This is a genomic window from Microbacterium sp. LWH3-1.2 (assembly GCF_040675855.1).
GTDB lineage: Bacteria > Actinomycetota > Actinomycetes > Actinomycetales > Microbacteriaceae > Microbacterium.
In genome coordinates, this window is sequence record NZ_JBEGIK010000001.1 from 3,292,772 (window position 1) to 3,306,293 (window position 13,522).

Sequence of the window (13,522 nt, forward strand, 5' to 3'; positions counted from 1 at the left end):
CCTTCCGTCGCCGCCGGGTCCGCGTCTCGACCCGCTGCCGGCGTCAGGCGGCCCCGTCGAACATGCTGGTGACTGAGCCGTCCTCGAACACTTCGTGGATCGCACGTGCGAGCAGGGGTGCGATAGGCAGAATCGTAAGCGTCGAGAAGCGCTTCTCGGCGGGGATCGGCACCGTGTCGGTCACGACGACCTCGTCGACGGCCGGGCTCTGCAGGCGCTGGGCCGCGGGATCGCTGAAGATCGCGTGGGTCGCCGCGACGATGACCTTGACCGCGCCGTTCGCCTTCAGCGCCTCGGCGGCCTTGACGATTGTGCCGCCGGTGTCGATCATGTCGTCGACGAGGAGGCATACGCGCCCGTCGACCGTGCCGACGATCTCGTTGACGGTGACCTGGTTCGCGACGTTCGGGTCGCGGCGCTTGTGGATGATCGCGAGCGGTGCGCCCAGGCTGTCGGACCACTGGTCGGCGACGCGTACGCGTCCGGTGTCGGGCGACACCACGGTCAGACGTTCACGGTCCTCCTCGCTGAGCGTGTTCTCGAAGTACTCGAGCAGCACCGGCTTGGCGAACAGGTGGTCGACGGGGCCGTCGAAGAACCCCTGGATCTGCGCCGCGTGCAGGTCGACGCTCATGACGCGGTCCGCGCCCGCCGTCTTGAAGAGGTCCGCGACGAGGCGGGCGCTGATCGGCTCACGGCCGCGACCCTTCTTGTCCTGCCGGGAGTACGGGAAGTACGGCGCGACGACCGTGATGCGCTTGGCCGACGCGCGCTTGGCGGCGTCGAGCATGATGAGAGTCTCCATCATCCACTCGTTGACGGGCGGCCCGAAGCTCTGGATGAGGAACAGGTCGCAACCGCGGATCGAGACCTCGAAGCGGGTCAGGATCTCGCCCGACGCGAACGTGCGGTACTCGGTCGGCACCAGTTCCGTGCTCAGCTGGGCGGCGACCTCGGCCGCGAGCTCGGGGTGCGAGCTTCCTCGTGCGACCACGAGGCGCTTCTTCGTCTTCGCGACGAGTCCCGGGGCGATGTCGTTCGCCCGGTCGAGCTCAACGGTCTTCTTCTTGCGCGCCATCGTCCGCCTTCTGTGCGCTGCGGGCCTTGGCTGCGACATCCGCCGCCCCGGTACCCGGTCTGTTCTTCTCGACCCAACCCTCGACGTTGCGCTGAGGGGCGACGCTGAGAGCGAGGGCACCGGCGGGCACATCCTTGCGGATGACCGCCCCTGCCCCGGTTTTCGCGCCGTCTCCGATCCTAACGGGCGCCACGAAGACGTTGTGCGACCCGGAGTGGACCTCGTCGCCGATCTCCGTGCGGTGCTTGCTCAGGTCGTCGTAGTTCGCGGTGATCGCGCCGGCGCCGAGGTTGACGTGCTTGCCGATCGTGGTGTCGCCGATGTACGACAGGTGCGGCACCTTGCTGGCTTCGCCGATCGTCGAGTTCTTCGTCTCGACGAAGGTGCCGATCTTGCCTTTGTCGCCGAGGTACGTGCCCGGGCGCAGGTAGGCGTACGGGCCCACGGTGGCCTTCGCGCCGATGACGGCGAGCGTCGCGTCCGTGCGGGTGACGGTGGCGTCCTCCCCCACCTCGCAGTCGACGAGGCTCGTGTCGGGCCCGACGATCGCACCCGACGCGATCGTCGTGGTGCGCAGGATGTGCGTGTTCGGCAGCACCGTGACGTCGGCCGCCAGCTTCGCGTCGACATCGATCCACGTCGTCGCCGGGTCGAGGACCGTGACACCCTCGAGCTGCCAGCGCCGCACCGTGCGCGCGTTCAGCAGGCGAGCGGCCTCGGCCAACTGCACCCGGTCGTTCACGCCGAGGGCTGCCGCCGCGTCCGGAGCGGTCTCCGCCGCGACGCCGAGACCGTCGCCGCGCAGCAGCGCCACCACGTCCGTCAGGTACTTCTCGCCCTGCGCGTTCTCGGTGCCGACGAGCGCCAGCTCGGTGCGCAGCGCCTGCATCTGGAAGACGTACACCCCTGCGTTGATCTCGGTGACGGATGCCTCGTCCGCCGTCGCATCCTTCTGCTCGACGATGCGCGACACCGTGCCGTCGGCGTCGCGGATCACGCGGCCGTAGCCGGTGGCGTCGTCGAGCGCGGCGCTGAGCAGGGTCGCGGCCACGGCACGGTCGCGGTGCGTGCGCACCAGCCCCGCGAGCGTGTCGGCCTCGAGGAGCGGCACGTCGCCGCTGAGCACCAGCACGTCGCCCGCGAAGTCGCCGAGGGCGTCGAGCGCCACCTCGACCGCGCGACCGGTGCCGGGGATCTCGTCCTGGTCGACGACCACCACGCCCGGCACGGCCTTCACGACGGCGTCGGCGACGAGATCGCGCTCGTGGCGCACGACCACGATGACGCGCTCGGGTCCGAGGGCGATCGCGGTGTCGAGCACATGCCCGACGAGCGGGCGTCCGCCGATGCGGTGCAGCACTTTGGGAACCGAGGACTTCATGCGGGTACCTTGCCCCGCGGCCAGGACGATGACGGCCAGTGCGCTGTCGCGGGTCGTGTCGGTCATGCTCCGCCGCCAGGACTCGAACCTAGACCTCACAGCTCCAAAGGCTGTCGTGCTGCCATTACACCACGGCGGACCGCAGGCTCCCGGGTGCCGGGCCCCTGCCCGTCAAGTCTGCCAGATGCCCCGTGCGCGCCCGTCCGCGGGGGTGCGCAGCATCCGTGCCGGGATAATGGGGGCATGACGGCGCAGAGCGACGAGGTCGACCGCATCGTCGAGGCGTGGACCACGCAGCGCCCCGACCTCGACTTCTCGCCCCTCGGCGTGCTGTCGCGCGTCGACCGGCTGTCGCGCCACCTCGATCGCGCGCGCCGCGACGCGTTCAAGCGCAGCGAACTCGAGCCGTGGGAGTGGGACGTCCTGTCGGCCCTGCGGCGCGCGGGTGAGCCCTTCCAGCTGAGTCCGAAGCAGCTGCTGCAGCAGACCCTCGTCTCGAGCGGCACGATGACGAACCGCATCGACCGCCTCGTGGGGCGCCGGCTGGTGCGCCGGGAGTCCGACCCCGACGACGGCCGCAGCATCCTGGTCACGCTCACCGACGAGGGGAAGATCAGGGTGGATGCCGCGATCACGCGTCTCGTCGACGCCGAGGCGCTCCTGCTCGAGGGCCTGTCCCGCGGCGACCGCGACCGCCTCGCGGCCCTGCTGCGCAAGCTCAGCCTCGGCTTCGACGCCGCCGACTGACCCGCCGGGTCAGCCGATCTGCTCGGTGAGCTCGAACCAGCGCTCCTCGACGCCGTCGCGCTCCTTCTCGAGCTCGCCGATGCGTGCCATCTCGGCGCCGAGGCCGACGTAGTCCGACTGGTCGTGGTCGGCCAGGGCCGTGCGTGCGGCGCCGATCCGGGTCTCGAGCTTCTCCAGGCGACGCTCCAGCGATGCGACCTCCTTCTGCGCGGCGCGCAGCTCCTGCCCCGACAGCGACGACGCGGTGGACGAGACGGATGCTGCGACCGCAGCATCCGTGCCCTTCGAAGGCGCCGGCCCCGCGGATCGCTCGCGCTCGCGCAGGCGCAGGTACTCGTCGACGCCGCCGGGGAGGTGGCGGAGGTGGCCGCCGAGGATCGCGTACTGCTGGTCGGTGACGCGCTCGATGAAGTACCGGTCGTGCGACACGACGAGGAGGGTGCCCGGCCACGAGTCGAGGAGGTCCTCGATGGCGGCGAGCATGTCGGTGTCGAGGTCGTTCGTCGGCTCGTCGAGGATGAGCACGTTGGGCTGCTCGAGGAGGATGAGCAGCAGCTGCAGGCGGCGCTTCTGGCCGCCCGAGAGGTCCTTGACGGGCGTCGAGAGCTGCGCGCTCTGGAAGCCCATGCTCTCGAGCAGCTGGCCCGGCGTGAGCTCCTGCGCCTTCGAGCCGCTTCCGAACGTGTAGGTGGTGCGCAGCCGCGAGATGACGACGCGCACGGGGTCGTCGAGGTGCTCTTCGAGTTCGTCGAGGCGCTGCGTGAGGGTCGCGACCTTCACGGTCTTGCCGCGCTTCACGCGGCCGGAGGTGGGTTCGACGTCACCCGCGACGAGGCCGAGCAGCGTCGACTTGCCGGCGCCGTTGACGCCGAGGATGCCGGTGCGCTCGCCCGGGGCGATGCGCCACTCCACCGGATGCAGCACCTCGCGGCCGTCGTACGAGACTGCGGCGTCGAGGAGGTCGACCACGTCCTTGCCCAGACGCGAGACCGCGAGCGAGCGCAGCTCGGTCGCGTTGCGGATCTCCGGCTCGTCCGCGATGAGCACGTTGGCGGCGTCGATGCGGAACTTCGGCTTGGACGTGCGCGCGGGCGCGCCGCGGCGCAGCCATGCGAGCTCCTTGCGGGCGAGGTTCTGGCGGCGCTGTTCGATGACGGCGGCCTGACGGTCGCGCTCGACGCGCTGCAGGATATACGCCGCGTAGCCGCCCTCGAACGGCTCGACGACGCGGTCGTGCACCTCCCACGTGGTGTTGCACACCTCGTCGAGGAACCAGCGGTCGTGCGTCACGACCAGCAGGCCGCCCTGGTTCGCCGGCCACCGGCGCTTGACGTGCTCGGCGAGCCACGCGATCGCCTCGACGTCGAGGTGGTTCGTGGGCTCGTCGAGGAAGATGACGTCGTAGTCGCCTACGAGCAGAGCCGCGAGCGACACGCGCCGACGCTGACCACCCGACAGGCCCGCGACCGGACCGTCCCACGCGAGGTCGCCGAGGAGGCCCGCGATGACGTCGCGCGTGCGCGCGTCACCCGCCCATTCGTGATCCGGACGATCGCCGACGACGGCTTCCCGGATCGTGAGGGCGTCGTCGAGTGTGTCGGACTGGTCGAGCACGCCGACGCGGACGCCGCCGCGCACCGTGACTCGGCCGCCATCGGGCTCGAGCCGCCCGGCGAGCATCGCCAGAAGGCTCGACTTGCCGTCGCCGTTGCGGCCGACGACTCCGATGCGGTCGCCCTCGTCGATGCCGAGGGACACCCGGTCGAAGACGGCCTTGGTCGGGAACTCCAGGTGCAGGGCCTCGGCCCCCAGAAGATGTGCCATGTCCCCTCAAACTGCCTTCGACTGTCCTATTTTCTCGAAATCGAGAGGCTCCCACAGGCAAGTCCAGCGTACCCAGTTGGCACGGAGTTGGCACGACGGGGATGTCAGGCGCTCGTCAGACCGGGCTGGAATCGTCTGGTGCAGGACTCTGCGCCGGTAGGCCGTACATCGCGTTCTGCTGGTTGACGAGTTCGTCATGCGCCCTGATGTCATCTCCGTGCAGAGCGTCGAACTGCTCGAACATCCATGTGTAATACGCCTCCCGAAGTCCGGCGTACTCCGTGACCGCGTCAGCAATCACGATGTCTTCTTGGTCACCGATGTACTGCTTTGCGGTCGCGCTGAACCTTCCGGAAGCAAGCAACGGTTCCGACTTCATCTTGGCCACGAACTTCGTCTCGTTGTTCTGGAACGACATCTCGAACGACAGCGGGGGCGTCGTGACATGGGTGATGTAGTTGCGAAGGTCTTTCAGGAACTGGGTGACCGGGGCGTAACCCAGCGACTGCCGACGCTTCTCCTCCTCCTGCGCGAAGGGCGTGCTTCGATAGTTCGCCATCAGGCCCCGCACGTTGTCCACGAGGGTGGTGTTCATGGCGGTGTAGTTGGCAAGGAACAAGAACAAGAACATCCAGAACGTCTGCATGGCCTCCCGTTGCTCTCGCTCCATGCCCATGTAGCTAAACGCCCTCGCCTCACCTTCTGGGCCGGTGAAGTCGATGTGCCTCAACAGGAAGTGCTCGTTCCACTTGAGCGCCGCATGTACCAGTCGCACCGAGTCCCAGCGGTTGTGGGCGATGCGCCCAGGGTGATTCCGAATACTCGTTCGCAGTGCTTCCGCACGAGCGGCGAAGTCTTCGTCGGACTCTTCGGGCTGGATACTCTCAGGCACGAGGGAAATCTAGCCGTTGTAGTGGTTAGCCTTGAGCTCACTCCCGCCTGACCGAGCCTTTCCATTCCACCGAATGTGCACAGTGCGCCCCGTTACCAAATCGTTACACGCGAAAAGATGTAGGCAAGGCGTAGGCGAGCGTTGGTACACGTACCAAAGGTCTATCCCCGCAGAGGCGAGACTGGACCACGCCTGAGCATGTCCGCTGTACCCCAGGTGCACCCATTGGGGTACCTCGGACCACAGAGAGAGTAACGGGATTGAGTCCTGTTACTCACTACTGACGGATGGGGCATCTTTGCCTCATCCCCCGGCAATGTAGTCCTTCGCCGGTAGACTCGTACCAAGCGAAAGGCCCCCTCGTCTTCGCAGGAGTCGGGGGCCAATCGTGGAGGCGACCTCTGTCGCAGTGCGCGCACTGCTCCAGGGCCAGGAGAACCGCTCTCAGCTACCAACTGGGGGCGGTTTCTTCTTTCTAGGGTAGTCCATTAGTCAGCTAATTGCTCGGGGTTGCGGGGGTGAACCATATACCCGCTGGCGCTCCCTGCCAAGTCTTCCTCATCGAGGAGGAGCGCGCCGACTACATCAACGCCCCCGTACATCAAGGACGACACCGCGTACTACTTCAAGTGGTCGAGTTCTACTAAGAGAACATCCCCAGCTTCGCGGACTTCATCAACCGAGAGTCTTCGCCGTCTCGCTCATGACGATGGCCCGGACGGTAGACGCGTACCACTTGCCACCCTTGGCAGTCGGCACACCCTCATCGTTGAGAGTGCGGGCGATGGCGTTGAGTCCTACGCCGTCCGCACTCATCAAGAGCACGCGGCGGTAGGTCGGCAGGAAGTCGGCGGCAACCTCACGCCCGAACACTGCACCCTCGGTCTTTCGCTGGGCCATCCCCTCGCGAGTACGAACCGAAATCAAGCGGCGCTCATACTGGGCGGCGGATGCCAGCACATTGGCCACGAACTCCCCCGAGGGGTCCGAGAGGTCGAGGTTCGGAGAGAGAAGCACGATGCCCCAGTGCTGGCGGCGTGCACGGTCGATGAGAGCGGCGAAGTCGGCCACAGAGCGCGATACGCGGTCCAGACGCACTGAGAGAAGGTACTGGGCCTCTCCCCTGTCCAGTCGGCGCAGAGCGTCAGTCAGGGCGGGGCGTCCATGGATGCTCTTGGCGCTCTTGCCCTCTTCGCGCACAATCTCGATAGCCCAGCCACGGCGGGCGGCTTCCTCGCGGAGGGTGGATTCCTGAGCATCGAGCGATGCGCCCTCTTCTACCTGCACAGCGGACGAAACACGCACGTATGCGAGGGCCAGAGGGCGGGGCGTCTGCTTGCTCACAGTGCAAGCATACATAAAGGGTTCCCTCTATGTACAGTGCTAGTCCTCCGCAAGCTGTCGCAGAGTGTCCAGCGCTCCCTTCAGATAGGCGCGTTGCTCCGCTGTCGCTTCAAGCTCGCCGTTCTCAATCTCTGCGAGCGTGTCGTCTAAAACGTCCGCCGCCTTCTCGATGCTGTCGCGGTCCATAGCTCGATTCTCATTCCTGGCCATCGTTCTGAGAAGAGACAGCCCCCGCCAGTCAAGTGGAAGAGAACTGGCGGGGGCTGTAGAGGTCGCGCCGCCCTGGCCTGAATCAGGGGGCACTCACTCGCCGGGTGAGGACCCAATGCACCACACCCAGCGAGAGTCTTTAGTTAGTCGAGAGCCAAAATCCGGGCAATCTCTGCGGCGACATCGGCGGGGACATCTGCGTCCCCGCGTGAGATGCGGTCGATTTCGGGAGAGCCTTCCACGATTGCACGTTCCTGTTCGGGAGTGAACGTCGGCTGTACGTAAGCCGTGGCGGCTCTCTGGCGTTCGATAGCTCGCATCTCAGCGATGAGGGCGCGCTCCCTGGCGTTGTCAGTGGTCATCGGTCCTCATCCCCCATTGTTGCGAGCACGTCGAGGGCGTTAACGACTACCTCGCGGTCATTGTCGGATGCGGGTAGTGCTCCGGACTCGATGTCCCCGAGGACTCCCACCAAGGCGGCGAGGGCGTCATCTGCGGCAGACATTTTTTCTAGAATCCCGCTCTGTCTCGTGTCGTGCTCAGCGTGTGGGAATGACTTGCGCCGAACTCGGGGAACTCCGCCCGCACCCTGGCCAGAGCCGCACGTCGTTCATTCGGGTCGCTCACATCCTGCGCGTACGCAAGGTCACGTTGCCACTGGCGGATGCGGTAGCTCGAATCGTCGCCGCCGAACGTGAGCGCATCGGGACGGGGGCCAGGAGCAAAGCGAATCTCGCCCCACTTCGCTAGTTGGGCATCGGCGTCCAAGTCCAACCAACTAACGCCGTTGCGGTCTACCGTCTCGGCATAAAGCTCGGGGGTAACCGTGAATTCTTCTCCTTGGAGAAGGACTCGCCCAGTCGCGGACAGCACAGCACCCGGTGCGGCAGGTACGCCGGGGAGCGTCAGCCCCGAGATGGTTGCATGATGAATTCCGCTGGCGGTCATGATTTCTTCCCCTTGGCCTGCGCTCGCAGCGCGTCTCTAAGTTCAATGAGTGCTTCGTGGTCCCCGAGCACGTCGTACACGTCAGTAGCCCGCTCGGGATGGCTCTGCACGTATACCTGAACGGCTCTCACCAGTGCGCCGGTAGCCTGCGCCATCTCGACGGCGGTTAGGTCTGTCAGCCCGAGGCGGTCCACCAGCCTGTCAAGCACTGCAAGCTCACTGGAGGCCACCCGAGCACGGACAGCGGGGGATGCTGTGGCGTCGGCAAGCAATCGAGCTTGACGTGTGCTGTCGGCCAGGTCGCGGAGTCGCCCCATAACGTCATCGGGGGCGGGTCCATCCTCAGCGATGGCGGTGACAAGGGCCGCGTGTCGGTTCAACTTGTGTCGTGCGACCGCGGAAGCGGACACGCCGTATCTCGTGGCAATGTCGCGAATAGGTACACCCTGCGCAATATCGCGCTCGATGTCCTCGCGTCTCGCGTGAGAGGCGATGGTGGACGTTCTGGACATGGATTTCCTGCGGTTCTTCGGTCTAGGTGACAGCGGGAGCCGGCAGTGCCCCTTTCGAGGCCGTAAGGATATGCCCCGCGCGATTCTCCCGCTGTCACTACTTACTATCGACCATTCGAGTCGGGACAAACGGCACATAGCGGAACAGATTCTGTGAATAGACAGACCTGTCCTTAAACCCTCATGAGAAGAACATCACGTTCAAGAATCATTCATCATTAGGCCCGTAGGGCCAATCGTCATGAGGTAGCGGACATTTCATCCTGGGCTCGGGCACGGTGAAATCCCCCCCGTAGTAGATAGAGAGCTAGCCACTACAGAGGGGAGGTTGGTTGTCGGTTTACGGAGCCAACCCCACAGCACAGGCTGTCAGGACCGGGGATGCGAAGCTCTCGTGCACTAGGTGGCCTGGGCGGGTCTGCCTTGATTCAGGTCCGGAGAAGTCTTCTCGTCGTCGCTTGCTTGGTAACAGGGTCGCGTCCCCCGTGTCTCTACCGGTCGTGTAGTCGCGTCACGTGTGAAATTGGCTAGCGCTTACTTGTCTGCCGGTCGTGCAGTCGCGTTCCTACTTCTATTGTCTCGTGAGAATCGTTCTCATGGCCCCGAACACAAATGAGGAATCCCCCCGGTCGATGCGGACGACAACCGAGGGGATGGGAGAGGCGCAAGCACTGAGCCAAGAACAATTCTAGTGAGAATTGTTCACTCGTGGCCCCCGATGCCATTTTCTACTTTTGGGCCCACCTGCTTTTCGGCACGCCTGCGGGCGCGGTAAATTCTGGACGCGTCCGACTTTGCCTTTCGGCAGTCGTCGCACCGGCACCCGTCTTGGTAGCGGGTAGTTGTCCCGTGCGGGGCGCTTGTTCCCTTCGGTGCACGTAGGCCCAATGAAGGGCGGCTAGCACTCTTGCCCGCTCGGCACACATCGCACCGACAGCCGCCCTTGTAGCGAATCAGACCGTGCGGGGTGTTCTTGCGGTGCGCCACTGTCTGTTCGAAACCCTCGGACTGTTCGGGGCGGCTCTCAGGACGCACAGCATCGGGTTTCCGTGGCGTGGTCCATGTGACTGTGACTGGCCTTGGGGCGGGTTCTTCGTCCTCGCGTGGATGCCACGTCCTAGATGTGATGTCCAGGCAGGTTGTTGAGCCTGCTGATCGGCGGCCCGCCGATTGCGGAGTGTCGCCTGTGGTGATTGTAGAAGTGCAGCCATCCGGGCAGGGCGGCTCGGCGTTCGGTTTCTGAGCTGTAGAACCTCGCGTATGCCCAGCCGTCGGCGAGGGTGCGATGGAAACGCTCGATTTTGCCGTTTGTCTGAGGCCGGTAGGGCCGGGTGCGCTTGTGCACGATCCCGAGCTCGACGCAGGCGTCCCGCCAGGCGAATGACTTGTAGGCCGAGCCGTTGTCCGAGAGCACTCGCTCGACCGTGACGCCCTGGTCGGCGAACCAGGCGACCGCCCGTTGCAGGACGCCGACCGCTGTGTCCTTGCGTTCATCGGTGTGCATCTCGACGTAGGCGACGCGGGAATGGTCATCGACGACGGTGTGCAGATACCCGATTCCAAGGTGTGGTTGGTAGCGGGCGTTGCGGGTGCCTTCACGGTCGGAGGTGACAGCGCGGTGCTTCAGTCCTTGCTGACGGCCGACGAAGCGATGCCCGCCACCGTCTGGGATCCGGCCGAACTTCGTCACATCGACGTGGATCAGCGCGCCGGGATGGTCGTGCTCGTAGCGGCGGATCGGTTCCCCGGTGACACGGTCGATTCGGGAGAGCCGGTTGATCCGACACCGTGTCAAGACAGCGTGCACGGTTGACGCAGGCATACCCAGCTCGCCGGCGATCTGCGCCGGTCCCAGCCGACGCCGCCACCGCACCCGGACGATCCGTTTCACCACTTCCCGCGGTGTCTTGGTCGGCATGGAGCGGGGTCGGCTGGAGCGGTCGATCATTCCGGGCGCGCCTTCGGCGCGGTATCTGGCCGCCCATTTCCGAGCCGTGACCGGCGACACCATGAACATCATCGCGGCCGGCTGGACCGGCCACCCATCATCAACGATCAACCGCGCCATCCTCAGTCGTGCGCGCGGAGTCAGAGCAGCGTTAACGTGAGACACGAAGGCCTCCCTTGGCTCGTGAAGCGGTTCCTTGAACAGCTCCACTTCACACCGGGGAGGCCTTCGCCGTCAGCACCTCAGAGACGCGTCCCCGGAACAACGTCCCTGGACATCACACCTAGAGGGCTCTGCGGGCGTCTCAGCGGGCCTCTGCGCCTCCCTGGCGGCATATGCGGCACGCTGGGCGAAATCGGCACGTGCGGCGGCGTCACGCTCTTGAGCGACGCGCAGAGCTTCTACCCGCGCCGACCGCACGATGATGTGAGCCCGGTCAGGGTCGGCAACGACCTGCGCGGCCAGGTACCGGATTCGGGGCGTTGGAAGGTCGAGGGCACGGAGAGCGGCAAGGGCGTCTGGAAGATTCATGATGCATCTACCTATCGACCAAACCGTGCGCGGCCAGGACCGCTCTCCACGATTTCGCGTTCGATACCCCCTAGGGTATCCTCGATCACCTAAGAGTTATACCCCTAGGGGTATCGAGAAGGAGATGTCATGCGGATCGTGATCGTCGGTGGAGTCGCTGCGGGGATGAGTGCGGCGGCACGCGCGCGCCGTCACGACGAATCGGCCGAGATCGTCGTGCTCGAACGCGGCAAGGAGGTGTCGTTCGCCAACTGCGGCCTGCCCTATCACGTCAGCGGTGAGATCGAGAAGGCGTCCTCGCTCCTCCTCCACACGCCCGCGTCACTGCGCGCGGCGCTCAACCTCGACGTGCGCACGCGCCATGAGGTGCTCTCGCTCGACGTGGATGCGCGCACCGTCACCGCCCAGTCGCCGGACGGCCTCGTGACGCTGTCGTACGACGCTCTCGTGCTCGCGCCCGGTGCGGCCGCGCTGCGACCGCCGATCCCCGGCATCGATTCGACACGCGTGCACACGCTGCGCACCGTGTCGGATGCCGTCGCCCTGCGCGAGCGGGTGACCGGCGGCGATCGCCGCGCCGTGGTGCTGGGCGCCGGGTTCATCGGCCTGGAGGCGGCTGAGGCGCTCCGCGCGGCCGGCCTGGAGGTCCACCTGGTCGAACGGGCCGATCATGTGCTGCCGCCTCTCGAACAGGAGCTGGCGACCCTCGTGCGCGGCGAACTCGCGGGGCTCGGCATCCGTGTCCACGACGGGGTCTCCGCAGTGCGCATCGAGAACCGCCCCGAGGTCGACACCGTCCTCCTCGACGACGGCACGGCGATCGGCGCTGACCTCGTCGTGCTGTCGGTGGGCGTCGCCCCCGACACCGGATTCGCGCGCGACGCAGGCCTCGAGACGACACGCGGCGCCATCCTCGTCGACGAGCGCGGTCGCACCTCGGCCCCCGGCGTCTGGGCCGCGGGCGATGCCACCGCGAGCCCCTCCGCCGTGACCGGCGCAGTCACCCCCGTCGCCCTCGCCGGCCCGGCCAACCGCGCGGGCCGCCTCGTCGCCGACGACATCTTCGGCATCGCCGGCGCACGCCCGATCCCGGCACCGTTCGGCACGGCGATCGTGCGCGTCGGCGGCCTCACCGTCGGTCTCACGGGCGCGAACCGTGCCGCGCTGGACGCCGCCGGCATCGCATATCGCACGCTCCATCTGCACCCCAACCAGCACGCCGGCTACTTCCCCGGGGCCACAGCGCTGCACCTCGTCGTCCACGTCGGCGCCGAGGGCGGCCGGCTCCTGGGCGCGCAGGCGGTCGGCGCCGACGGTGTCGACAAGCGGATCGACGTCATCGCCACCGCGATGCGTTCCGGGCTGGCAGCATCCGATCTCATCGATCTCGACCTCAGTTACGCACCGCCCTACGGACAGGCCAAGGACGCGGTCAACCTCGTCGGCATGGTCGCCGAGAACGTGCTCGCCGGACGGCTCCGGCTCTGGTACGCCGCCGATCTCGACGACGTCCGCGCAGAGGCTCTCGTGCTCGACGTCCGGTCGGCGGCGGAGTTCGCAACCGGACATATCCCGGATTCGCTGAACATTCCGCACACTCAGCTGCGCGAACGGCTCGGCGAGGTACGAGACGCGGCCGACGGCCGGCCCGTGCGCGTGCTGTGCGCGGCCGGCGTCCGCTCGAACATCGCCCACCGCGTCCTCGCGAACAACGGCTTCGACTCGGCGTCGCTCTCGGGCGGCATCCAGACCCTCGAGCACTGGTACGGTGCCCGCATCGACCGGACCCTCACCCGCGAAGGAGCCCACGCATGATGATCACCGGCACCCCCGAAGAGCAGGCCGCCACCCGAAAGCGCATCGCCAATCGACTCAAGCGCGCGCACGGCCAGCTGGCCGGCGTCATCGCGGCGGTCGAATCGGATGCCTCCTGCCGCGACGTCGTCACGCAGCTCGCGGCCGTCACCAGCGCGCTGGATCGCGCGGGCTTCGCCATCGTGTCGGCAGCGATGCGCGACTGCGTCGTCGACCCCGACGGCGCTGCCGAGGCCGAGGGCCTCACCACCGACGAACTCGAAAAGCTCTTCCTCGCCCTGGCCTGACGCCG

Annotated in this window: 13 protein-coding genes and 1 tRNA gene; 3 read left to right on the forward strand and 11 right to left on the reverse strand. The window is 66.5% G+C overall.

Translation table 11 applies throughout. The features are described from left to right. Positions 1-43 precede the first annotated feature (43 nt). The 3 genes from MRBLWH3_RS15395 to MRBLWH3_RS15405 all read right to left on the reverse strand — a co-directional run bounded on the left by MRBLWH3_RS15395 (position 44) and on the right by MRBLWH3_RS15405 (position 2,598). Complete coding sequence (locus MRBLWH3_RS15395) at positions 44-1,078, reverse strand: ribose-phosphate diphosphokinase (RefSeq protein ID WP_363433673.1); 1,035 nt, start codon at positions 1,076-1,078, stop codon at positions 44-46. Continuing rightward, a complete protein-coding gene (gene glmU, locus MRBLWH3_RS15400) occupies positions 1,053-2,525 on the reverse strand; it encodes a bifunctional UDP-N-acetylglucosamine diphosphorylase/glucosamine-1-phosphate N-acetyltransferase GlmU (protein WP_363433675.1) in 1,473 nt (490 codons plus the stop codon). Before glmU ends, MRBLWH3_RS15395 begins: the two co-directional genes overlap by 26 nt. Position 2,526: 1 nt before the next feature. Then, positions 2,527-2,598 (reverse strand) — tRNA-Gln (locus tag MRBLWH3_RS15405). A gap of 104 nt (positions 2,599-2,702) precedes the next feature. Between MRBLWH3_RS15405 and MRBLWH3_RS15410 the strand changes: the two genes are divergently transcribed. Then, positions 2,703-3,206 (forward strand): MarR family winged helix-turn-helix transcriptional regulator, encoded by a 504-nt coding sequence (locus MRBLWH3_RS15410; protein ID WP_363433678.1) that lies wholly within the window; start codon positions 2,703-2,705, stop codon positions 3,204-3,206. Between the two features lie 9 nt (positions 3,207-3,215). Here MRBLWH3_RS15410 and MRBLWH3_RS15415 read toward each other — a convergent pair whose 3' ends face one another. The 8 genes from MRBLWH3_RS15415 to MRBLWH3_RS15450 form a co-directional block, all read right to left on the reverse strand. Next, positions 3,216-5,030, reverse strand: a complete 1,815-nt coding sequence (locus MRBLWH3_RS15415; protein WP_363433681.1) for an ABC-F family ATP-binding cassette domain-containing protein — start codon at positions 5,028-5,030, stop codon at positions 3,216-3,218. A 115-nt stretch (positions 5,031-5,145) separates the two neighbouring features. Beyond that, on the reverse strand, positions 5,146-5,922 hold the full coding sequence (locus MRBLWH3_RS15420; protein WP_363433683.1) for a hypothetical protein: 777 nt from the start codon (positions 5,920-5,922) through the stop codon (positions 5,146-5,148). 675 nt (positions 5,923-6,597) lie between these two features. Next, positions 6,598-7,266, reverse strand: coding sequence for a recombinase family protein (locus MRBLWH3_RS15425; RefSeq protein ID WP_363433686.1), 669 nt, complete (start codon positions 7,264-7,266; stop codon positions 6,598-6,600). A 39-nt stretch (positions 7,267-7,305) separates the two neighbouring features. Next, positions 7,306-7,452 carry a hypothetical protein gene (locus MRBLWH3_RS15430; protein WP_363433689.1) on the reverse strand — a complete coding sequence of 49 codons (147 nt, stop codon included), beginning with the start codon at positions 7,450-7,452 and terminating at the stop codon, positions 7,306-7,308. Between the two features lie 167 nt (positions 7,453-7,619). Continuing rightward, positions 7,620-7,838, reverse strand: coding sequence for a hypothetical protein (locus MRBLWH3_RS15435; RefSeq protein ID WP_363433692.1), 219 nt, complete (start codon positions 7,836-7,838; stop codon positions 7,620-7,622). 148 nt (positions 7,839-7,986) lie between these two features. Then, positions 7,987-8,424, reverse strand: coding sequence for a hypothetical protein (locus tag MRBLWH3_RS15440; protein ID WP_363433694.1), 438 nt, complete (start codon positions 8,422-8,424; stop codon positions 7,987-7,989). Continuing rightward, a complete protein-coding gene (locus MRBLWH3_RS15445; RefSeq protein ID WP_363433697.1) occupies positions 8,421-8,936 on the reverse strand; it encodes a hypothetical protein in 516 nt (171 codons plus the stop codon). The genes MRBLWH3_RS15440 and MRBLWH3_RS15445 overlap by 4 nt, the downstream gene beginning before the upstream one ends. 1,117 nt (positions 8,937-10,053) lie before the next feature. Next, positions 10,054-11,049, reverse strand: coding sequence for an IS481 family transposase (locus MRBLWH3_RS15450; protein ID WP_363435172.1), 996 nt, complete (start codon positions 11,047-11,049; stop codon positions 10,054-10,056). Between the two features lie 495 nt (positions 11,050-11,544). Here MRBLWH3_RS15450 and MRBLWH3_RS15455 point away from each other — a divergent pair, with 495 nt between their 5' ends. Together MRBLWH3_RS15455 and MRBLWH3_RS15460 are read left to right on the forward strand one after the other, a co-directional pair. Beyond that, a complete protein-coding gene (locus MRBLWH3_RS15455) occupies positions 11,545-13,230 on the forward strand; it encodes an FAD-dependent oxidoreductase (RefSeq protein ID WP_363433700.1) in 1,686 nt (561 codons plus the stop codon). Continuing rightward, positions 13,227-13,517, forward strand: coding sequence for a metal-sensitive transcriptional regulator (locus MRBLWH3_RS15460; RefSeq protein ID WP_363433702.1), 291 nt, complete (start codon positions 13,227-13,229; stop codon positions 13,515-13,517). Before MRBLWH3_RS15455 ends, MRBLWH3_RS15460 begins: the two co-directional genes overlap by 4 nt. Positions 13,518-13,522 lie beyond the last annotated feature (5 nt).

What these genes read in the sequence shown, in the direction of transcription:
- MRBLWH3_RS15460 (WP_363433702.1), top strand. Translation starts at nt 13,227, where the DNA reads ATGATGATCACCGGCACCCCCGAAGAGCAGGCCGCCACCCGAAAGCGC.
- MRBLWH3_RS15410 (WP_363433678.1), top strand. Translation starts at nt 2,703, where the DNA reads ATGACGGCGCAGAGCGACGAGGTCGACCGCATCGTCGAGGCGTGGACC.
- MRBLWH3_RS15435 (WP_363433692.1), bottom strand. Translation starts at nt 7,838, where the DNA reads ATGACCACTGACAACGCCAGGGAGCGCGCCCTCATCGCTGAGATGCGA.
- MRBLWH3_RS15415 (WP_363433681.1), bottom strand. Translation starts at nt 5,030, where the DNA reads ATGGCACATCTTCTGGGGGCCGAGGCCCTGCACCTGGAGTTCCCGACC.
- MRBLWH3_RS15440 (WP_363433694.1), bottom strand. Translation starts at nt 8,424, where the DNA reads ATGACCGCCAGCGGAATTCATCATGCAACCATCTCGGGGCTGACGCTC.
- MRBLWH3_RS15430 (WP_363433689.1), bottom strand. Translation starts at nt 7,452, where the DNA reads ATGGACCGCGACAGCATCGAGAAGGCGGCGGACGTTTTAGACGACACG.
- glmU (WP_363433675.1), bottom strand. Translation starts at nt 2,525, where the DNA reads ATGACCGACACGACCCGCGACAGCGCACTGGCCGTCATCGTCCTGGCC.
- MRBLWH3_RS15395 (WP_363433673.1), bottom strand. Translation starts at nt 1,078, where the DNA reads ATGGCGCGCAAGAAGAAGACCGTTGAGCTCGACCGGGCGAACGACATC.
- MRBLWH3_RS15455 (WP_363433700.1), top strand. Translation starts at nt 11,545, where the DNA reads ATGCGGATCGTGATCGTCGGTGGAGTCGCTGCGGGGATGAGTGCGGCG.
- MRBLWH3_RS15445 (WP_363433697.1), bottom strand. Translation starts at nt 8,936, where the DNA reads ATGTCCAGAACGTCCACCATCGCCTCTCACGCGAGACGCGAGGACATC.